The sequence below is a fragment of the Bradyrhizobium sp. CCBAU 25360 genome (assembly GCF_028128695.1).
GTDB classification, from domain to species: domain Bacteria; phylum Pseudomonadota; class Alphaproteobacteria; order Rhizobiales; family Xanthobacteraceae; genus Bradyrhizobium; species Bradyrhizobium ottawaense.
Genome location: NZ_LBJA01000044.1, coordinates 104,126 through 126,012 on the forward strand (window position 1 = coordinate 104,126; position 21,887 = coordinate 126,012).

Sequence of the window (21,887 nt, forward strand, 5' to 3'; positions counted from 1 at the left end):
CTGCTCGGTTCCGTCACGAGTCGTGGTCAAGAGCGGCGAAATGATTGATCTGAGATCGCAATCCGTAAGTCTAAACGCGTCAGCTTTTCGACAGCTGATCTCAATAGAACGAGAGAGAGCGTCACTATCGGCTCGGCATTGCGAATCGCTCAAGCACCTGGAGTTGAAATGGACCCATTTAACACCATCAACCCATTCGACCGTGACCACGCCGCAGTGTCACAACCGCAAGAGCAGCAAGCGGAGTTTGAGCCGTACTTGGATGGAGTGCCGCAGCTTGATGCCCCCGCCGTTGCAGACATTCCTGCTTCTTCAGATCCCTACTATTTTCCTCTGTCTGAGGAAGAGCGTAGCCTCATCGAGGCCTTGGAACTTGGGCACCAGGGGGCCCACGGTCCTCATCCCGAAGACGCCCTCACCAGACACCTCGGGGACACCGCTGCCTGGCACAGCGCGCCGCGGGAAGCTTGGACTTTGCCGAAAGAGCCACCTGCGGAAGAGCACGATCAGAACCCGCTGCGGGGAATGATGGGCGAACCCGCCCTGTCATCGGCTCTCCCAACCGTGCGCGATCACCAGGGACCGGATCGCGGAAAAGCCGTTCGCCAGTTCAACTGGAGCGACGGCTACCAACCGGCTCGGAACGAGCTGACCGGGCGGTCTCCCTCTTCAAGTCACGAGGTCCTCACGGGTGAGGATTACACCGGGGAGTTGAGGCCTGCGAAGAGGCAAAGAACACTAAGCCATACGGAAGGGGATGCTATCGAACGCCAGGTGAGCGAGCCCGGCAGTTCAGTCGTTCGCGAGCCGATGGAAGACGCCGGCGCACCGTTTCAGGCCAGCGATCGGCTCGTCCTTCCTGATGGCTACGATCAGGATCTGCTGTGGGCGATGGTGGGAAACGCCGGCCCATCGGCGTCTCTCGAGCCAACCGAGGGTCATCACCACGGCCTGGGTTCAGAACCGGCCGTCATTCCCTTCAATTTCCGGCAGGGCGACCAGCACGCGTCCGCTGCGCTTGACCGTAGCAACGTCCCGCCGAGCCAGGACAGCCGACCCAACAGTTTTATCGTTCACAATGACCGCTACACGGCGCTGTTCGTGCCCGCGGCAACGATAAGGCGAAGCACCCCACTCAATCCGTCAGGCGCTGCCATTCCTCAATTTCGACTGGAAAACGCTCCGCAGCCCAGCGCGCAACCAGCGAACCGAGCCTCATCATCGCGGCTTGGACGGTCGATCGAGCAAGCCGCTCCGGCGTCCTCCTCCAGGGCTGAGGGGACGTCCCCCGCGCCCCGCGAAATTTATGCTGCATCATTCGCCGTTCCCGAGAATTTTTCGCACGGCGACCAACCAGCCCCGGACACGATGCTCTCGAAGCTCCGCCGCTGGGGCCAGGTGCCGAACGAGGCGCAGCCGGCAATAAACTACGACATTCGCGGCGAACGTTACACCGCCCTCTTGGGGCCTGGAGGCCCCAATGACGTTCGGCTCATCCATGACACAAGCAATGTAGATGCCGAGAGACAATCCCCAGGCTAAGAATTAGGAACCCGACCACATAGCTCCGGTATTGGACTTGCTAAGCTAGCGTAGCTTGCTCCAGCGAGCTTGGCGCGGTTCCGGGGGGCCGGGTGAGCGCTACCCGCCCGATTAACTTGCGCGCATCATCGCTGTGCGGCTCCTCGTTGAGCCGCACAGCGATCTTCTTTGATCTTCCGAACGCCAAAGCTGCGAAGAACACCTACGGTGTTATCGCCGTTGCGTTTTACAGCATTGCCATTGATTGGGGCCGCGGCCCCAAGACAGGAAAGCATCGTCGGAGTAAAGAGGCTGCTTCCTGCCCCCATCGAACACGCGTCGGCTGAGCTTGGCTGGCTGCAGATGGGTGTGGTCGTCCATCAGTCCCAGATGCACATCCTGGTCGTGGCGTTCCGCAGAAAGCTCCTCTGGCCAACGAGGCGCTGCCCAGCACCTCGTCGATCCGCCTCGAGCCTTTCAGTACATATCTCAGGGGTCAGCAATGGTCCGGGATACCGTGCGCGATCTTCATCGCTTGGCGTGTTCCGTCACACAGTGCTATCTCGACGCTGCTGCCAACGCCCTCGTCCTGGTTATACTATCGACATGTGCACTCAACGTCCCCGCGGAAAGCCGGTCAGCAATGCCGTTTCCATTTCTCGGCGTAGATGGCCGCTGAAACCTGTAAGAGCAATGCATAGACCGTGCCGTATCTGTCGCTACTCCAGTTTTGGACGCTTTGATGAGAGCCGCGTCCTTCGGGACGACAGTTCGGTTCAGCGTGGGCTGCCTTGGGCACTACTCTGCCCATCGAAGACGACGACCTGAGATGACCTCTCGCCTCAAGGAGTTTGAGCGCCGGATGAAGCTCATCAAGCAGCAGCGACCTCTGTCCGGCTGATAGAAAGTAAGCGTATCGCCGCGTTGATAGGCTTACCGGTCACGATCGCGCGACATGAACTCGCCGCCTTGATCGACGCGGATCTTTGCTCGCAATCCCACTGACTTGCAGCCCCCTTCCAGCACCGCCAAGATCGCGGTACCGCGAAAGGCGATCCGCCAGCGGCTGCCGCAACGAATGCGAAAAAAATCCAATTTGGGACGGAGGCGCGATTAGACGACCCTACCGATTTGTGCAGGAGATTTCGGGGCTCAAGTCGGTTAGTTTGCTGCGTGTTAGGGAGACTTCTTCAATGTTGATTATCGAAACTGTTTTAAAGCCAGACCAGTTTGGCGGTATTGGACTTTTCTCCGCTGCCCTTTTGCCTAAAGGTTCGCTGATTTGGATTCATAACCCAATCGTTGACATCGCGGTGACGCCTGAGCAGTACGAAGCTTTAGCTCCAACATTTCGAGCTCTACTCGATAAGCATGCCTATCCAAGAGACTACAAGTCTAATGATGGTGTTATAGAGTACAATGCTGACAATGCCCGCTTCATGAACCACAGCAGTCAGCCAAACACATATCAGGACGATCATTGCCGAATTTTAACCGCGCGTGACGTACAACCTGGTGAAGAACTGACTTGCAATTACTTGTTTTTTGATCCGACGTGTGACTTATCGTGGGCTAAAGAACCATCGGTGAATGTTGATGCCCCAACGGGCTAGGCGGCAGTGGATTGAATTCGCGCTCTGACGACTTAATTCGGCGGCGAAATTTACGGAAGAGTTTCGCCGAACTAATTGCAGCCATCGACCGACCCAGCTTTTTGCGGCTGCCTCCTCGAGCCTGAAGGATATTGCGAGCGCAGCCTTGTTCGACATCCCTGGCGCACGGAGTGCGGTGGCCCGCGGCCGGAACGTGCCTTCGATGACGTAGCCGCGACGTGGAGTTCCCAACATCTGTAGAGCTTACCCTAGGCAAGATCTCCGCAGATGCCCCTGATCTCGCACTTACTTCAGAATCTGACGACGCTCGATCAGTTCCCAATCTCTTGCTGAGATGGCGCAGGAGCTGAGCCTGATAAGTATCATTAGCATGCGCTGATTGCGCAACGTCAGAGTCGCAGATGTGCTGCTCACAAACGCACTTGATGAGATCGCTTGCGGCTCGATCTTTGCCCCTCGATTTACGTCCGCGCGCACCGCAGACAAAAAAGCAAGCCGCTTCTCGAGGACATGCACGCCTGGTTGTTGCGCGAGCGCGAAACCCTCCCGCGCTCCCTCCGACGTCCTGAAGCCTATGAACTACATGCCCAGGCGCTGGGACGACTTCGCCCGCTTCCTCGACGATGGCAAGATCTGCTTGACCAATGCGCTGAGCGCGCATTGAGAGGCAGGGAAGGCAAGACTAGACCTTCGCTGGTAGCGAGCGTGGCGCCGACCGTGCCGCCATCATGCTGACAATGATCACGACCCGTCACCCCAACGACGTTGATCCCAAAGGCTGGCTCCGCAAGGTCCTGGCCGCGATCGCCGATCGTCCCGCGTCGCGCCTGCACGAACTGCTGGCCTTGGAATGGAAGCTCCTGCGCCAGACCGACAAGCGCGCCGGGTCAGCACGCCACTGACCTTCACCCGGCCGATCATAGAGCTCGCTGTGCCCGCGCGCATGCGTCAATCAGGCGGTCTTCGTCGTGCGTACTCAGCTCCTCACGTGAGACACTATGATGGTCTGCAAACACACAGATTGCGAATCTTCGATCAGCCAGAACAGCATTTCACTCGGTCGCGCAACCTGTTCAGTTGAAGCCGACATCAGCGCCTAGTCGATCCCGCAGATCCTGCCGACTGATGACAAGATTGTTGAGGTTCAGGTCCGGTCGTCTTGCTGCCAATCGCCTAACCAGTTCCCGGGTGCCGTCCACGACAAAGACGCCGCAGTCGTAACCGTTCTGCTGCTGTCTTATCGGGGCCTGTTGCACGTAAGCGTCGAGCCGTCCTGCGATCTCCGCTGCGGGCCTGTCATTGTATCCCTGGGTGGAGTCATAGTGATAGGCGACCGGCCGACCACGATCGCGACGATCAACCAGCAGCAGCGACCAGTGACTGCCGCGCTGATGTCTATCCGTAGCGCTGGCATCGCTTACCGGCAAGAATAGGAAGTCGGCTGTATCATGGCGAACCCACCCTAATGCTCGTTCGGCGACTTCCTTGGAGGGAGATCGCAACATTTGGGCTATCAGGGGATCCACGAACCGCGTCCGGGCGGCGAGATCTGGATTGTTCTGCTGCAACTCCTGCGCCAGGAGCTGATAGTCCCACTGGATATGCTTGTCACCCAGCCACTGCGTGGGCCCCAACACGGGTCCGCTGCGGTGGCCGGAAGAGGCAACGGTAGCCAAGGAGGCGATCTGAGCAGCCGGGACAGGAGACGGGCGAGGATGATCGATGAATTGCGCACCGGAGCGTCCTCGCGGTCCCAATGTGATCGAGTAGGTCTCACCGCTGATGGGGACTTGGGTTGGGCCGCTGAACTTGGCCGGCAGGACCCCGATGTTGTTCAGAACATCGAGTAATAAATCCGACACCGGCTGGGAGCCATCCTGCCGATCCTCGTGGATTCGGTATCCGATGTGCTCAAGCTCTTGAAGTACGCCCGACCGCCCGACGAAGAACGTGGGTTCACCGGCAGGGCTGAGCACCTGCGCTGACTGAGCATCGTCTCGCATCTGCTGCGGTGTGTACGGCAGATCAACGAAAGAGTCGAGACCGCGGTAGATGTCGGACGACTGAGCTGGCGCGTCTGATGGTTCGGTGAAGAGCGGCGGTCTGGCACCAGCCCCACCCATCGGCGCTGACTGAGCATCATCTCGCATCTGCTGCGGTGTGTACGGCAGATCAACGAAAGAGTCGAGACCGCGGTATATGTCTGACGACTGAGCTGGCGCGTCTGATGGTTCGGTGAAGAGCGGCGGTCTGGCACCAGCCCCACCCATCGGCGCTGACTGAGCATCATCTCGCATCTGCTGCGGTGTGTACGGCAGATCAACGAAAGAGTTGAGACCGCGGTAGATGTCTGACGACTGAGCTGGCACGTCTGATGGTGCGGTGAAGAGCGGCGGTCTGGCAGCCGAACCCACCGGCGCTGACTGAGCATCATCTCGCATCTGCTGCGGTGTGTACGGCAGATCAACGAAAGAGTCGAGACCGCGGTATATGTCTGACGACTGAGCTGGCGCGTCTGATGGTTCGGTGAAGAGCGGCGGTCTGGCACCAGCCCCACCCATCGGCGCTGACTGAGCATCATCTCGCATCTGCTGCGGTGTGTACGGCAGATCAACGAAAGAGTTGAGACCGCGGTAGATGTCTGACGACTGAGCTGGCACGTCTGATGGTGCGGTGAAGAGCGGCGGTCTGGCAGCCGAACCCACCGGCGCTGACTGAGCATCATCTCGCATCTGCTGCGGTGTGTACGGCAGATCAACGAAAGAGTCGAGACCGCGGTATATGTCTGACGACTGAGCTGGCGCGTCTGATGGTTCGGTGAAGAGCGGCGGTCTGGCACCAGCCCCACCCATCGGCGCTGACTGAGCATCATCTCGCATCTGCTGCGGTGTGTACGGAAGATCAACGAAAGAGTTGAGACCGCGGTAGATGTCTGACGACTGAGCTGGCACGTCTGATGGTGCGGTGAAGAGCGGCGGTCTGGCGGCAGCCGAACCCACCGGCGCCGACTGAGCATCATCTCGCATCTGCTGCGGTGTGTACGGCAGATCAACGAAAGAGTTGAGACCGCGGTACATGTCTGAGGACTGAGCTGGCGCGTCCGATGGTCCGGTGGAGAGCGGCGGTTTGGCGGCAGCCCCACTCACCGCCCGCGACTGAGCATCGTCTCGCATCTGCTGCGGTGTGTACGGCAGATCAACGAAAGACTGAAGACCGCGGAAAATGTCCGACGATTGAGCAGGCGCGTCCGATGGTCCGTTGAAGAGAGGCGGTCTGGCGGCTGCCCCACTCACCGGCGCGGACTGAGCATCGTCTCTCACCGCCTGCGGCGTGTATGGCAGATCAACGAAGGAGTCGAGACCTTGGTAGATCGCCGACGACCCATCTGGCACCGCTTCCGCCGCCGGCCCCTCAAAATCATGCGGCAGGTGCGGCGACCACGTTGAGTTCGACCCGCCGCGCCGCGGCTCCCCGCCTGCCTGTTCAGGGGAGACGCCCAGCGCAGCGTTCGCCTCGACGATTAATAAATAGTTCCGAACACGATCGAAGCCCATGTCCGCGCTTCGACTGGATTTTTTAAAGTCCTTGTAATCGTCGTTCAACGACTTTTGCTGCTCACTGGTGCCGGTGAGTCGGCTCACTATGCTCCCCCGCCCCTCCCTTTGGAGCCAAGCACCGAATCTTCGTTGGTTGCGGGCCAGATTTTGAGCAACTTTTTTCCGGCTAGTATCCTCGGGTTTGAGCATGCTCAGCTCTGCCTTTTCCAGGCCATCAATGATGCGGGCGTCATCGGGATAAAGATGCGATGTGGGCGACGGGACAGCATAACCGCTGGGCTCCCGAGACGCACCCGCGCCGGAAACGTCCTCGTCATCGCGCACCTTGCCCAACGCGAACAATAGATGCTCATCCTTTGGGAACAACTTCTGAGCGAATTCAATGCGCGTAGCGTGGTCTAGCCCGGATATCGAGTAGCCCGCAAGATTAAGCGCGTTAGAAAATCTGCGAAGACTACGATCATGACGAGCAGCACTGCCCGGCTTCATGCCACTGGCACTAAGCCGCTCTGAGAGGGGCGCGTCTTCCGCTGAAGGGATCGTGCGCGGCCGCCCGCCAGAAGTTACATAGCTCGGATCATGATACGCACGAAGGACACCCAACCCTTTCTTCATGTCTTCGTCCTTCGGGAAGTAAGTCTTGACGTAACGGACCAGGGACTGGTGGTCCCCCAAATCAATCGTAATTCGATTAGCGCCAAGATCATTTCCAAGTCGGCGAAGCGCCTGCGTATAGCGGTTAACCGTCTTCCGTTGTGGGTTTTTCTGAGCCACATATTGGGCAATCGCTTTGTCGATAATGTCCCGATGTTCTGCAGAGAGATGGGGATGGTAGTTGCGGCCGCTGCGGCCGCCACCGGAGACAGGACCCGGATCTGGCGGGCGCGCCTCGGCCAAGTGCTGCTCAAAACCCTCTTGGCTGGCATGGCCCCCCTGGTCCTCTTCCAACATGGCGTGTTGCACCTGGGACCAAGCTGTTGGATTGAATGGATCGGAATTGTACGGGTCCACGCTAGCCTCACGTCCAAGACATCAATTGAGCTGATCCTATTGCGGATAGGCTTTCCAGAAGCTGACGAGGCCGTCGCTTCGTGAGGCAATGCATCGCGACATCTGCAGAACGAAATGGCCCCGCGGCTCTTGATCGTCACTGGGCTTCTTGGGCTTCAGGACCCGCCCTCCTCCCGGCCGATGAAGTCTTGCGGCGGCATGGGAGCCGACGACTCATCATTTTTTGGATCGCAAACGGCATCCGGCGGCGCCGCAGGTGCACGCACGGGTGTGGCCGTTACGGCAGGGACGATCAGCATGCGCGCAAAGTGCGAGATCACATCAGCCCTGGCCGAGCGTCATCGGTCGGCGCGATAAGAGATGAATCCTGGACGAGCTTTGCACCGTCAAGATGAGATCGTAAGCACGCGATCCGACCACTGTCAGTGGACGGGCATCGGGATCGGCCGTACCGCGGCGGCCAAGCCGGACGTATGGAGCTTCCATTCGCGCTGCACTGATTGTGGTATGGGACGCCCCTGACCGGCTCTTCAGTAAGCGGCTCGTCGCGAGCCGTTCTTGCTCCAAATCGGGATCGTATACTTTTGCTTCCAGTGCATGGGAACGACGCCCCCTTATAGTTCGAACATTTCTTCGAACTTCGGACGAGTGATGGGAGGGTCGATTAGAGCGCACCAAGGCGACCTTGCCGGCGGGCAACAAAGCAGGACAGCGACTCGTGTGTCCGCGTAAACCCGTTCTTCAGAAGTGTCGGCGCTTGACGCTGGAGTTGCGACCCCGCGTCAGATTGGGAAACTCTGCTGAAACATACCACATGCATCTAGAGTTTAGCATGCAAATTACCCTAAGCGCTCCAGCCCCTGCTCAACGAGAGATATTGGAAGATCGCTGAAACACAGGCGCATGTGACCGCCACTTCGTGGGCCATAGTTCCGACCATTTGTAAGGTGCACATCGTGCTCGCGGCTTGCAGCGTCAATAAACCTCTCCGGATCCGTACCCGCGATAAGCCGTACCCAGAACGAGAAGCCCCCACTTGGCACACTATAGTCCGGCTCGCAAAACCGGCTGCGCTGCAATAGCTTATGTACGCCGTCTCGCCTCCCTCGGGAGTGCTCGCGCAAGCGTGTTATGTGCGAGTCACGAGCGCTCGATTGCAACAAACCCAAAACGAGATTGCTTAGAACCGGACTTGCGCCGCCGTCGCGTTCTGTTGTTAATGTCCGACTCCGCAAGCACCCAGCCTACCCCCCTGCTGCCGCCGCGCCGTTCGATGCGTGGCTGCGCCCATGCCGAGGCGAGCCTCGGATCCCAAATTGCTCGTGGGATGCAAGGCGTCGGCTATCTTCCGTCGACAGCGAGATGTAAAACAGTGCGGGTGCGGCTCGGTACTAACCGACCCGGGCGTGAAACCAGGCCAACTAGTCCCTACCACATCCGCACTGCCGTTGAGACTAGCGGAAAGGTGACTCGGCGCGGATCGCGTCTGGAGCAAAAGCGCTGTCCCTGCCACATCCCGTTAACCCCAAGGGCTCTGTATCTGTGATAGCTTACCGCAAGCTGACAGGCCTTTCCGCAATCGGTCAATGGAAGCGTGGCCTATCAATACCGGCTCAATCTGCCACGGTAGTTCCTGCAACCGCTCAGTGCTGTTCTGTCACGACTTCATGAGAAAGGCGCTATCCCTATCTGTATCCGCCCATTGAAGTTGGCCACGGGATTGAGAGGCTAGCGCCGGCTTTGCCCTGAGGGCTGTTCACAGGAAATGCCTCGTGGGTGTTAACGAGAACCCGGCCTTGAGTGACCGACAGGGACTGATAGACGGCGGACGTAGCTGATCGGTCGCATTCATCGCCAGCGAGATACCATCTCCCGCCGAGAATGAGCAAAGACCGGCTTGCTGACGCCGCTGCCGATAACGTCGTCCGTCAAGCGTCATCATTGAAGTAGATCTTAGTCCTCGCCATCACTCATCGACAAGCCGCTGGGATAGGTACGTATATTCCAAAGCGATCCGGCGTGCCTGTTCAATTAGATTGGCGGCGGCGCTATGCCCCCCGTCGGTATTCTCATAGTAGAAGTACGGTTGGCCCAATGCAGCGAGCCTTGCCGCTGCCTTGCGGCCATGCGCTGGATGGACGCGGTCGTCCTTGGTGGACGTGAGAATGAAGGGGGCCGGGTAGGTCTTGCCTGGCACCAACCTCTGATAGGGCGAGTAAGCCTCGAGCCACTTGAGCTGATCGGGAATGCTGGGATCGCCATACTCGCTGATCCAGGAGGCCCCGGCGCCCAGCTTCGTGAACCGAACCATATCGAACAGCGGAACCCGTAAGATGGCCGCATTGAAGAGGTCGGTTCGTTGGGTGATTGCGGTCCCTACCAGGAGGCCACCTTGGCTACCGCCGACCACGCCTAGCCGGCGGGGAGAAGTGATTTTGCGCCGAATCAAGTCCTCCGCGACGGCGATAAAATCATCCCATGTCCGCTGCTTCGTTGCTCCTTGGGCAGTCTGGTGCCATAGGGGCCCGAACTCACCGCCGCCGCGCAGGTTCGCGACAACATACGCGTTGCCCTGCTCGAGCCAGAGTCGTCCGGTGAGGCCGGCGTAAGCGGGGATGAGCGGAATCTGAAACCCACCATAGCCGTAGAGAAGTGTTGGAGTTGATCCATCAAACCGGGCGCTCTTAGGTCGTAGCAAAAAGTAAGGAATGCGGGTGCCATCGCGCGAGATTGCCTCGAACTGTTCGACGACATGTCTCGAGGGGTCGAACCGAGGAGGTGTCGTCTTCAGGGTCTCAAGGCGACCGGTTGCGGCGTCGAAGTACCAGAGCATCGTCGGGCTAAAAAAGCTGGAGACGGTGAACATCGCCTCGTCGGTTTGACCCGATGCCGCAGCTACACCGACACTCGCATTGTCTGGAAGCGGGATCGGCGTGGCCTGCCAGGCGCCTTGATGGTACTTGTAGACGAACGCCCTACTCTGAACATTGTCGAGAATCGTTAGGATTAACAAGTTTCTTGTGGCGGTGAATCCGCTGATCGCTTGTCGAGGCCCAGGCTTAAACACGAGGGTTGGCATGGCGCGCAGCGGATCCTGCTTCCATTCGGTCAGGTCATACGAGATGATTGAGCCCGCTGAGAAGGGCGTGTCTCCGGACGGCGGCATCCAGTCTTCGTTTAGCGTCACCAGCAGGCGACCACTCGCGATGCCTCCGATGGTCGACTTCTTTGGCAGATTGAGCTTAATCGGCTTGGACCCAAAGAGAACATACTCATGCTCGAACGAACTGATGCGGCGGTCGGCGCCGGTCGCATGGACCGTACCTTCACTGTCGCGCAGCACGAATGGTGTAGCCTCGACATCGGTCGGCTCGCCACGGAAGACCTCGTGCGCTTCCGCCAGCGACTGAGCGCGCTTGAGCTCCTTCACAACGAAAGGGTAACCGGCTTGTGTCATGGTCCCTTCGCCCCAATCTCGTGTAACCAGGACCGTGTCGCTATTGACCCAAGTGACCTGCTGTTTTCCCTCGGGAAGTGCGAAGCCCTTTGTGACGAAGGTTTTGGCAACTGCGTCGAACTCCCGGACGAACACAGCGTCCTTTCCACCGTCGGACAGGTTGAGCAAGCATAGGCGCTCTTCGGGCGGAAGGCAGCTCACCCCTTGAAGAACCCAGTTCTTCTTGTCCGCGTCAGCGAGAGCATCCACGTCGAGGATGGTCTCCCATCGGGGGGTTTGGCTGCGATAGCTTTCAAGCGTAGTACGCCGCAAGACGCCGCGCACGTGGTTCTCGTCCTGCCAGAAATTGTCGAGACCGCGTCGTCCCATTGAGACGTACGGAATCCGGTCCTTGGCCTGAAGAATGTGGAGCGCTTCCCCGTAGAAGCGCTGGTAACGTGGATCAGATTGGAGCGCACTGAGTGTCTTGTCGTTCTCGGTGCGAGCCCAAGCCAATGCGCGCGGCCCTTCGATTTCTTCAAGCCAAAGAAAAGGATCTTCAGCCACGCTCGCAGGCGCTGGCGTCGGGGAAAGCCCCGCGGCCATCAAACAGCTCATGGATAGCGACGCTGCGAGAAAGAGAGAATTTTTCATGGGAATTGTCCTGAAGTTAGCCGGCCTCGAGCATCTTGCTAGGTGAGTGGAAGCCTTCGGAAGATGCATACTCGGCTTCAAACCGCAGGCATGCAGGAAGTGCGTCCGCTGGCTTTCGAATGAGCAAGCAGCGTGCCGTTTGAAAGGCGAGGTTCTTCGGCGTTCCCGACCCATTTAAGTGTCGACTTTTGGACGCCCGTCTTAAACCTGACAGTCTGTTCTTGGTAAAGGCGACATGTTGCGCAGCGGCCACCTTGCTCATAGTCGCAGTACGTCTTCGACAATCGTTTGCGCCCTCCGTTCGGCCACTCACAACTCGGCTAGGCATGAATTGCCTTGAGCATGTGGCTCACCTCGCAAACCTTGCGGAAGGGCTATCGCTGAAAACGTTGCGGTAAGGGCACACCATGCAGCGCTTTGGGCGCGCATCGCGCAGGCATCGGCGACGCTCTCGACAAGGCCTCTGCAGTCATCCGAAATGACAGTTCGGGTTCCGGCAAAGATCGAGGTCGATTTTTTGAAAGGTAGCGCTCCATGAGCGGCCGTTCGTTCCGCTGGCGCAGCCGGGCGATCTCCGAAGCCTAGTCCGCCGACATCGGCGTCTGCCTAAAGCTTCGCTGATTGGATTCACAACCAAATCTTTGACATAGCGGTGACGCCTGAGCAGTACGAAGCTCTAGCTCCAACTGGCTCTACTTGGTAAGCATGGCTATCCAAGAGACTACAAGGCTAATGATGGCGTTATAGAGTACAATGCTGACAACGCCCGCTTCATGAACAACAGCACTCAGCCAAACACATATCAACACCATCATCGCCGACTTCTAACGGCGCGTCACGTACAACCTGGTGAAGAACTGACTTACGACTGCTTTTCGGTCCGACGCGTGACCTATCGCGGAATAAAGAACCATCCGTGAATGTTGTGCCCAACGAGCTAGGCGGCAGTGGATTCAGTTCGCGGTCTGACGACTTGAATCGTCTGCGAAATTTACGGGAAGAGCTTCGGCAACTAATTGCGGCCATGGACCGACCCAGCTTTTCTTTTGCGGCTGCCTCCTTGAGCCTGGAGATTATTGCGAGCGCAGCGCTGTTCGACATCCCTAGCGTGCATAGTGCGGTGACCCCAAGGCCAGGAATGTGCTTACCATGACGCATAGCCGCGACGTGGATTCCACAACATCTGTAGAGCCTAACGTAGGCAAGATCTCCGCGGGAGTATGCCCGATATTGCATTTACTACACAATCTGATGATGCTCGATCCATTCCCAACCGCAGCTGACATGCTGCAGGGACTGAGTCTGATAGCATCTTAGCATACGCTGATTATGCCGCGTGACTTCAGAGTCGCAGATGTGCTGTTCACAAAGGGCACTTGATAACGATCGCTTGTGACTCGATCTTTGCCCCTCGATCTACTTTCGCGCGCAGCGCAGAGAAGATCATTTCCCATCCAGGCGCGCCCCTGAGATCCGTTTGGGCCATGAGATCAGCCACTAAAGAGTGATCGAGCTCGGCCCGCGCTCCATCCGACCTTGCCGTCGTTCAGTACGCGATCGAGGACGCAACGAAGGCGACGAAAGCCGTAAGACAACGGGGCGCCGCAAAAGCGGTCCGGGCACGACTCCTAGCCTTACTCGCGGCACTCACGCTCCCAAAGACTAAGACGAGCTGTTACTCGCAACGACCGGCTGCTTGCCGTCACCGCAGCTGGCGCGGAGACAAGAACACTGCACTTTAGAGTACGCTGTTTTATCAAGATCGGGACGGGTCCGCGCACACTTCAATGAACAAATATAAACGTCCCACATGCGCATGCCTTCTACCCTCGATACGCAATGTAGGATTATCGACGCTCAATTGTCCGCGTTCAAACCACCATAAGGAAGTTGACGCGACACACTCTTAGAAAACGCGCGCAGAAGATACGAATTAGTCCGGCACGCGGCTTGCTTCGTTCGGGACTTCATCACCAATCGAAGTGCGGTGATCTTCGGAGCAGCCCCGGCGCGTCATTACGTGTCTGGTCGCTCCGATCATTTGCCGTGCGGCGATACTTAGCGAGCGGGACCGCGCCTCGGGAAATGCAGGGCAATCATTATGCGATCAAGAGTTCTTTTTTTGAGTGCTACGACGGTGGCGCTCGTCACAACGGGTACAGCTATGGCGGACCGCGAGCGACAAGTACTGCCACCGGCGGTGTGGAACTGGTCTGGAGGCTACATTGGCGGGCACGGCGGCGGCGGATACGGCCGAACCTCCTTTAGCAATCCCTTTGGCCCGTCGATCTATGGCGACGTCGTCGATGTTCCATCGTTCGTCGCAGGTGGCCAGATCGGCTACAATTGGCAGAATAACAGTTGGGTGTTCGGCCTCGAACTGGATGCCAGCGCAGCTGCCGCCAACGGCTCAAACACCTGCCTAGCCGCCTCCCACTGGATTGTAAGCGCAAACTGCAACGCAGGTCCCAACCTCTTTGCGACCGGGACCGGCCGCATCGGCTACGCCTTCGGCGCGCTCGGGAAGACGCTTGCCTATCTCAAGGCGGGCGTCGCCTGGCAGAACAATCGGGGCGACGTCGTCAACAACGTGGAACCAGAGGGCCAGCCACAGGAGGAAACCCATTTCGACTATGGCCGAGTTGGTGGCGTCATCGGGCTCGGTCTCGAGCAAGCCCTTACGCCTGCATGGTCGGTGAATGTCGAGTACGACTATCTGCATTTCGCCGGACCGAGTGTCGCCACCGCTTCGACGGCGCAATTATCTCCGCCTACGATTCTGCCGGCGAACACAACTAGCCTGTCCAGCAACTATCACATCGGAAGAGTTGGTCTGAACTACCACTTTGGCGTGGACCCAGGGGCCGCACCAAGGTCCGATGCGCCGTATGCGGAGTCAGCGCGCAGCGTACTACCCATTTCCTACGCGCCCGGTTGGTCCTTCGAAGGCGGCTCGCGGCTCTGGCTGAGCCGGGGACGATTCCAGTGGGACCACAGCGCAATTTTTAATAACGATGTCCTAGACCCCAGCATACTCGTATCGCGGCTCACTTATCACGGACTGGACGGGCTTTCGGGGGAGGTATTCGGCCGCGTCGACAGTCCCTGGGGAGTGTTCCTGAAGGGGAAGTTTGGCATCGGAAGCTTCAACAAAGGGAAGATGAACGACGAGGATTGGGGGGTCCTGAACGAATTATACCCGTACCAAACTACACTTTCAGGTCAGTCAAATGGAAGGTTCGCATATTACACGGCGGACGCCGGTTACGATTTCCTGCGCAGCGCGAACTACAAGGTCGGTGCATTTATAGGCTGGGCCTATTACAGCCAGAGCTCAGACTCCATTGGTTGCGTTCGGATCGCCCCTCGGGATGAAGCATGTCTGAAGCCGGGCGACGCTAGAATCATCGGTGCGGAGGATACACAATGGAATGCGCCTCGAATCGGCTTGAGCGCCGAAACTATGCTGACCAAGCGCTGGCGCCTGAATGCTGATATCGCTTACCTGCCCTGGACCGATTTCAAAGGCCGCGACTATCATCTCTTGCGAGATGAGACCACCTTTTCTGAACAATACGGCAATGGTGGCGGCGGAGTCCAAATTGAAGGCCTTCTGTCGTACTTTGTCACCAAGAATATCAGTCTAGGCGTTGGAGGCCGCTATTGGGCCATGTGGACAAACAAGGATGCCAAAGGCAGGCACTGCGAACCCGGCTGCGATCGGTGGCCGCCAACATTTGCGAAGTACAGCATGGAACGGTGGGGCACGTTCTTTCAGGCCTCTTACAAGTTCAATTAAGGACCTCACTAACGAGGCTCCAAACTTCAGATTGTTAGATGCCGTTCTGAAGTTTTCTGATGACCAGTCCTCGGCGCGCAACTGAAGCCGAGGATTGGTATGTTGCGATTGACGCTATACACCCGGTTGCTACGATTGCATATCACCCGCCTTGGACAAGGCGAGCCCAACTCTGCCCCCGAACCAAAGCTCGTCCACCAAAAAGCTCGTTGCACTAATAACAGCTCGATCTCTTGGCTCGGACGGAGCTCGCATCAAAGCCGATTGAGCACGCCATTGCAACCGAGCTGGGATGCGCTCGATGCACGATTTCTAAATTCCGCAGCGCGATCTTTCCTGGGCAACCGAGACCGCGGCAAGCCCCAACATCGCGTCGCCGGTGAATCCGAAATGGAGACGATAGAGCCACCAGATTGCGCAGCACCGGTCGAGATCGTACATGGCGAGCGCGCGCCTTGTTGCTGCGACCATCCGCGCCATCGGCTTCATTCCGCGTGTCATCTGGAAACCTCGACGTCTCGGGGCCAGCACTCTCCATTTGATGACTCTCAGGGCGGTGATGGCTCGCTGTCCGGCGCGTGCACCTGCAATGGATTGGGAGCTGAGATTGATGTTCGCCATGGCGTTCTTTTCCGCGTTTCGAAGCTGTTTGCGCAAACCTATGTGCATGCGCTCTTTGCCGTGATCCTACTGCGAAGGTACTGCTTGCCAACGCCCAGATCTGGTAGCCAAATGGCCGGACTCCCGACCGATAAATACGCTCACGCGATCCCACCGCTACGCGAAGCCACTTGCGACAGTGGTTGCGGCTACGCGACCTTTGCTGTCAGCTCCTTGAGAATACCTCGCCCGTCTGCCAAGGCTATCTAGGCTCGCATCGGCGGGGCCTACGTCGTTTTCCGAGTACCCCCTCCAGGTCACCGGTTTCGCTACCCAACTTGCGCGGACCCAGCCGACTTCGAGCGCTGGCTTGCGGCCGAGCCCGGTTTGACCGCGCATGCAATCCTCAGTCGCCTCGCGAAGCAACGCCCCGAACAGATCCGCCTGCACCACACCATCCTGCAGAGTTTGTTGGGATCGCTCAGGCAAAGCAGCCGAGACGATCATCCGGCACGGCTAAAGCTGCGGCGCTGGCCGCGTGTGATGGGCATTCCGCCACTCCAGTAACTTCCGATCCTGCGCAGCATGGTGCAATCCCGGACTGACGTTAGCCGGACCTACATCGATCAAGCGAAACTAACATCCTCAGATGAGACAATACCGGGGCAATATGGCGGGGTGGGATTGACAGGCCGCCGCCACGAGACGAAACGGCCGGGATGACCGTTCATCTCGTGGGCTGCCAGTGGCCCGAGGATGCGTACCCACTGTCGGCGCGAATAATCTACTATGGGGCGAATGTCTCTCCAGCTAAGGACAACCGAAGTGATCGCAGTCATCCAGCCCCGCGCGATCGGTTCACCGCCCGGTTGTCTCCCGTGTAAGCCTAACGAACCCTCCTTCGGCTAATTCGGCTTTGTAGGCCCGTCCGTTAAGTAGGATTGTGGTGGAGTTATCTGCGGTCGGCATAAAACCCTCTTGGCGCAGCTTGTCCATTAGGGCAGGTGTCGCCCATTGCCGTGGTAGCGGCGTTCCGAAACGCCGGTTCTCCGTGAAGAAGGCTCCGAAGTCCGGTACCCCCGCCCGGCCGGCCCCAACCACTTGGTCCTCCGCAGGGTTAAGAACAAGGCGAACACGATTGGACTCATCCAAACCGGCCGTGTAGCGGTGACCTAGGATTTCATAAGTCATCGTCCGCTGGTCCGCGTCCGGCAAGAGACCGTGATGGAATAGCCTATCAACCATCGCGTCAGGGGCGATTTGCGAACCGTGTGAAAACCTCTGTGGAACGGCGAATGAGACATCTACCGCTTCCTCAGGTGCGGCAGATGATGATGGTCCAGCTTCATTCATGACCTGACTGAACAAATCATGATCTTCCTGGGTCCAGACGTGCGCCGTCGGCGATTCTGGTGAATGGGCATTATCGATCGGGTTCGGATCCATAAAGCTCTCCTTCCTGTTATGAGAACAAAGGCCTCTTGAAGATCTCCCCCAGGGAATGAGCTGAGTTCGTCACGAATTCAGAGATGGGTGGCTTCGTCATCGAGAGGCCAAGTTCGGATGTTAAAGAGGCTGGCTTTCGAGAAGCTGACAAAGGTCGAAGAAGGAGATAAATCTGCGGCCGCATCTGCCACGTCAGATGCGATCATCTCCGAGCCAAGTCTCATTCCGCTTGGGCTCGCAACCGGGGCGCGGGTCTGCGTCGTGCATTGCGCACTTCGCCGTAAAGATTGGTTAGGAGGTCCAGGTGATGCGGACCGCAGCCAGACCCAGTCTTGCACTGAACATACCTAGTTCGCCCGCTGCCCGCGACCAGTCGCTCTGGCTGCCGCTTCGCGCCCATGCTCGGGGCCGCTAACCAGAATGGCTCCGATAGCCGCGGCCAGCTCGAGAACAGACGACAGCGGGACCCACGTGAGATTCCGGTAAGCGCGGAGTCACGTGTTCATCTGATGGAATGAAGAACGAAGTCGCCCAGACGCAAAGCAGCCGACAATCATCCCGCGTACGGGCCGAAGGTGCGGCGGTGCGGATGATACCGGGACTGCCTGCCGCTGCTGTGATGGGCATTCCGCGAGGTCCCCGCCTCCGATCCTTCGCACCCATGATGCAACGTAGGCCTGGCAGGCCGGAGCTACATCGGTCAAGCGGAAGATACATGTTCAGGCCAGGCAATACGACACGCCAACTATGCCGCGGCTTCTATTGACGCTCTGCGTCAGGCAGATGGCGTTCGTGTCAGGGTGTTGAAAAGAAAATTAGCTCGTGTCCTGAATACGGAAACTCGTCGCAATTCGTAGCGCGCGGTAGCGACGTTGCCGCCGAATTGTCCGCTTCCCTAAGCGTCCGTTAGCGAGGAAACGTAGGTCGAATTCGTGCTCGCCCGTCCGGGCACACGATTAGTCCTCTTATTCTGGCGTCACTAACAGCTATCTAAGTGGTTGACCAAGATCTACAACCCTGAATTTTTGGCACCGCTCGCGGAGCGACTTGGGATCGGGATCTTGGCGTCGGGGCCGAATAGCCGGGGCTTCTCCCCGTACTGGGTGACGCCCTCGCGCAGCAGATAGCCAAGATGCGCGGGCGAGCGGCGCCGAATGCAGCTTATGACGGACGACGCGGGCCTTAATGGTCGCCAGACGCGGGCGTCCCGCTAGCAGGCGTTCGCCCTCCTCGCCGGCGATCCCGGCCGCGACGCAAAGGTGGAGCACCGATAGCTGAAGGATCTTGTCCGCCGCGCGACGACCGCCGCAGGCGCGCTGAGCGGCGGCAAGCGCCTTGGCCAGGAAGGGCGTTGCACGCTGACTTCTTCAGGAGCGAAGGCAACCTGCAATCGGCTGAAATGGCGCGAGACATCGCCAATCGTGTTCGGCGTCCGCCAATTTGTCGCAAACTCCCCACAGCAGCGCAATGTCTGCGGCGCCCGACAACTGCAGCAGGCTTTCATATTTGTCGCACCGGCAAGGCCAGCGATCAGACAAGGATTAAGTGGGCCGCGAAAGGCGGGCATTTTTATTGCAGACGTTACCATGAGTTCGCCGTTACGCGCTTCAGCTTGCACGTGGACAGGCGGTCCCTGAGGACGTGCTCGGGCAAATGGAATGCAACTTTGCGCGTCTGGTCGAAATGTTCGGGCTAGCCATCGCGCTGCAGATTAGGTCAAGGGATGGCGAGGCAATCTACTCGAGAGAGGCCGGAGCCCCTCCTCGGTCCGGCAGACGGACGCTTGACACGCCGCGCGGTGTTGGGCGCAACCATCGGCAATATTCTCGAATTCTACGACTTCGGGACGTATAGCTTTTTCGCAATACAGATCGGTCAGGCGTTTTTCCCGGCAACCGACCAGTTCGCCAGCCTAATGCTGTCACTCGGAACCTTCGGCGCAGGTTTTGTGACCAGGCCGATCGGGGCCATCGTGCTCGGCTCGTATTCGGATCGGGCCGGTCGCCGCCCCGCGATGACCGCCAGCTTTGCCATGATGAGCGCTGCGGTCCTGCTATTGGCTCTCACGCCATCGTACGAGACAATAGGACTCGCCGCTCCGTCACTAGCTATCGTGGCACGCTTGCTGCAAGGCTTTGCTCTCGGAGGTGAGGTCGGTCCGACGACCGCCTATTTGATGGAAGCAGCCCCCACCGAAGCCCGGGGGCTTGCTGTCTCTTTTCAGCCCGCGAGCCAACAGCTAGCTGCGACGGCCGGAGCGTTGGTTGGAGAGATACTCTCGCTCACCATGACAAGCGAGGCGCTCAATGCGTACGGATGGCGCATCGCGCTGTTGCTCGGCGCCGCTACGTTGCCGTTTGGACTTTGGTTGCGGAGCGCCCTGCCCGAAACGCTGCACTGCCCCGAGGCGCCGGTTCGGGTCACCCAGCCTGTGGGGCGATCGCCTCCCGATCGCCGCATCATGAGCCTGGGATTCGTCATCTTGGCCGGCTGCACGATCACTACTTATGTTACCGGATATATGACCACTTACGCGTTGAACACCCTCCGCGTTTCCGCACCTCTCGCCTTTGGTACTACGCTCATCAGCAACACGGTGGGGATTGCTGCAGCACTGCTGGGCGGCCTGCTCGCCGACCGCGTAGGCCGTCGACGTATCATGATATGGCCGCAGGTCGCTGCACTGCTCATGACGTATCCGGTATTCTTGTGGATTGCAGAGAGCCGCAGTGCCTTCGCACTTCTAGGAGGTCTCGGCGTCCTCACCCTGATCGGAACGATTTCGTATAGCGCTTTCTACGTGAGCATGGCCGAAGGTTTGCCCAGGCACATTCGTGGTGGCGCCTTCGCGACAATCTACGCTTTTGCGATAGCAATTTTTGGAGGCACAGCTCAACCGATAGTCACCTGGCTCATCCACCTTACCGGTAGTGCACTCGTGCCCGCCTGGTACATGCTTTTCGCGGGCGCAGCCGCGCTCTGTGCCATGTTTATGATGCCGGAAACGGCGCCACTCAATTCCGACCATAGACGGACGTCCGTAGCGCCACGACCGTTACCTAGCCATACCCGAACAGCTAAGGATGACATCTATGATGTCCGAAATGCGAAACATCGAGCCGGGACGGCTATCGGAGCATAGCACGGAAGAACAATCTATCCTGAAGATTGGAGCAGCTTTACATTGATCAGGGGCTCCTGTCCGAACCCAGCGTCGCCGCCGTCTGAATAACTTGTGCCGTTTACGCAATCTTCGCCGATACGACAGTTACGGATTGGCGGACATCAAGAAGTGTGTAACGAAGGCGTCACTCTGGTCATCTAGAGAACAAGAAAGGCGCGGCTTGTACCATCTGCCAACCCAACCGTACGGCATGAGGATGCGACCGCTGTCGGAGCAGCGGCCGCACGAGGCTCGATCCTCATTCTCTGCTTGACATGTTTTCCGTTGTCAGTGCCGAACGCACGAGGGATCGGTCAAGCAGAAGAACAAATCACAGATACCATTTAACGGGTCATCCACGCACTCGGGATATGATGTATCGGCTACCGGAGCACTTGCCGCAACCGGCTGCGCGGCAACGTTTGCAGCAAAAGGAGGCACCACCGCCGTTGCAAGCGCGAGTGCGCTCGCGGTCACTAACACAGATTTTTTCATTCGAGACATCGCTTCCTTAGGTTAGCCCCAGCCGCTCTCGACGGTCTATATGACGACGCTCCAAATCGTAAAATTGATTTTCTCGATCAGATCTATCGACCGAACGGATGAGTTCGGGCATCACCGTATCGCTCTGTCTACTCGCTCGGCACCTGCAGACCCGCTTTATGATCGAACGCTCGACGTGCCTGCGTCCGTGCATTTCCGGGAGCACCCGACAAGAGAGTGTTGTTGAATCTGAGTCGTATCGTCCGGATCAGGTCACAGTCGGTTGCATGGTGTCGACACATGTGTCCGAACGCACTTGCGTCACAATTGGTCGCGTAATTGTTCATTACCAAGAGAGAGCACCGCGAAAGCCGCTTACCAATTCTCTGGTTCGGCTGCGCTGCAGGCCACAAGGCAAGGCTTCGACGCAGTCGACCGCGTGGCATGTTAGGCACCGAGCGCGACGACATTCCGGGCCAGAACGTGCCATTGGCCGCGATATGCGTCGACGCAGGCCCTTTCCCGATCCTGTAAGACTAGTCAGGCGAGGAGCGAAGAGGCGAGGGTGACGATGAGCGCATTTCGGCTGAACTCATCTCAGCCA

9 protein-coding genes and 1 pseudogene are annotated in these 21,887 nt (G+C 58.4%); 6 read left to right on the forward strand and 4 right to left on the reverse strand.

Annotation, left to right across the window (positions count from 1 at the left end):
• The first annotated feature begins 168 nt into the window (after window positions 1–168).
• The 3 genes and pseudogenes from XH81_RS30980 to XH81_RS30990 form a co-directional block, all read left to right on the forward strand.
• The gene (locus tag XH81_RS30980) at window positions 169–1,542 is read left to right on the forward strand and encodes a hypothetical protein (RefSeq protein WP_271596583.1); all 1,374 of its coding nucleotides are present in this window, start codon (window positions 169–171) and stop codon (window positions 1,540–1,542) included.
• A 1,172-nt stretch (window positions 1,543–2,714) separates the two neighbouring features.
• On the forward strand, window positions 2,715–3,134 hold the full coding sequence (locus XH81_RS30985; RefSeq protein ID WP_271596584.1) for an SET domain-containing protein: 420 nt from the start codon (window positions 2,715–2,717) through the stop codon (window positions 3,132–3,134).
• Window positions 3,135–3,605: 471 nt separating this feature from the next.
• A pseudogene (locus tag XH81_RS30990) lies at window positions 3,606–4,036 on the forward strand (IS66 family transposase); the annotation flags it as partial.
• A gap of 171 nt (window positions 4,037–4,207) precedes the next feature.
• Here the strand turns inward: XH81_RS30990 and XH81_RS30995 are convergent.
• Both XH81_RS30995 and XH81_RS31000 read right to left on the reverse strand, forming a co-directional pair.
• Window positions 4,208–7,642, reverse strand: coding sequence for a Ulp1 family isopeptidase (locus tag XH81_RS30995; protein ID WP_271596585.1), 3,435 nt, complete (start codon window positions 7,640–7,642; stop codon window positions 4,208–4,210).
• Window positions 7,643–9,668: 2,026 nt separating this feature from the next.
• A complete protein-coding gene (locus XH81_RS31000; RefSeq protein WP_271596586.1) occupies window positions 9,669–11,792 on the reverse strand; it encodes a prolyl oligopeptidase family serine peptidase in 2,124 nt (707 codons plus the stop codon).
• Between the two features lie 773 nt (window positions 11,793–12,565).
• Between XH81_RS31000 and XH81_RS38615 the strand changes: the two genes are divergently transcribed.
• Entirely contained in the window at window positions 12,566–12,712 is a 147-nt protein-coding gene (locus XH81_RS38615) for a hypothetical protein (RefSeq protein ID WP_333913892.1), read from the forward strand.
• A gap of 1,244 nt (window positions 12,713–13,956) precedes the next feature.
• Complete coding sequence (locus tag XH81_RS31005; protein WP_271596587.1) at window positions 13,957–15,591, forward strand: outer membrane beta-barrel protein; 1,635 nt, start codon at window positions 13,957–13,959, stop codon at window positions 15,589–15,591.
• Between the two features lie 312 nt (window positions 15,592–15,903).
• Here the strand turns inward: XH81_RS31005 and XH81_RS31010 are convergent, their stop codons facing one another.
• Window positions 15,904–16,212 carry a hypothetical protein gene (locus XH81_RS31010; RefSeq protein WP_271596588.1) on the reverse strand — a complete coding sequence of 103 codons (309 nt, stop codon included), beginning with the start codon at window positions 16,210–16,212 and terminating at the stop codon, window positions 15,904–15,906.
• Window positions 16,213–17,049: 837 nt separating this feature from the next.
• Entirely contained in the window at window positions 17,050–17,637 is a 588-nt protein-coding gene (locus tag XH81_RS31015) for a hypothetical protein (protein WP_172789398.1), read from the reverse strand.
• Window positions 17,638–19,360: 1,723 nt separating this feature from the next.
• Between XH81_RS31015 and XH81_RS31020 the strand changes: the two genes are divergently transcribed.
• Window positions 19,361–20,779, forward strand: coding sequence for an MFS transporter (locus XH81_RS31020; protein ID WP_271596589.1), 1,419 nt, complete (start codon window positions 19,361–19,363; stop codon window positions 20,777–20,779).
• Window positions 20,780–21,887 lie beyond the last annotated feature (1,108 nt).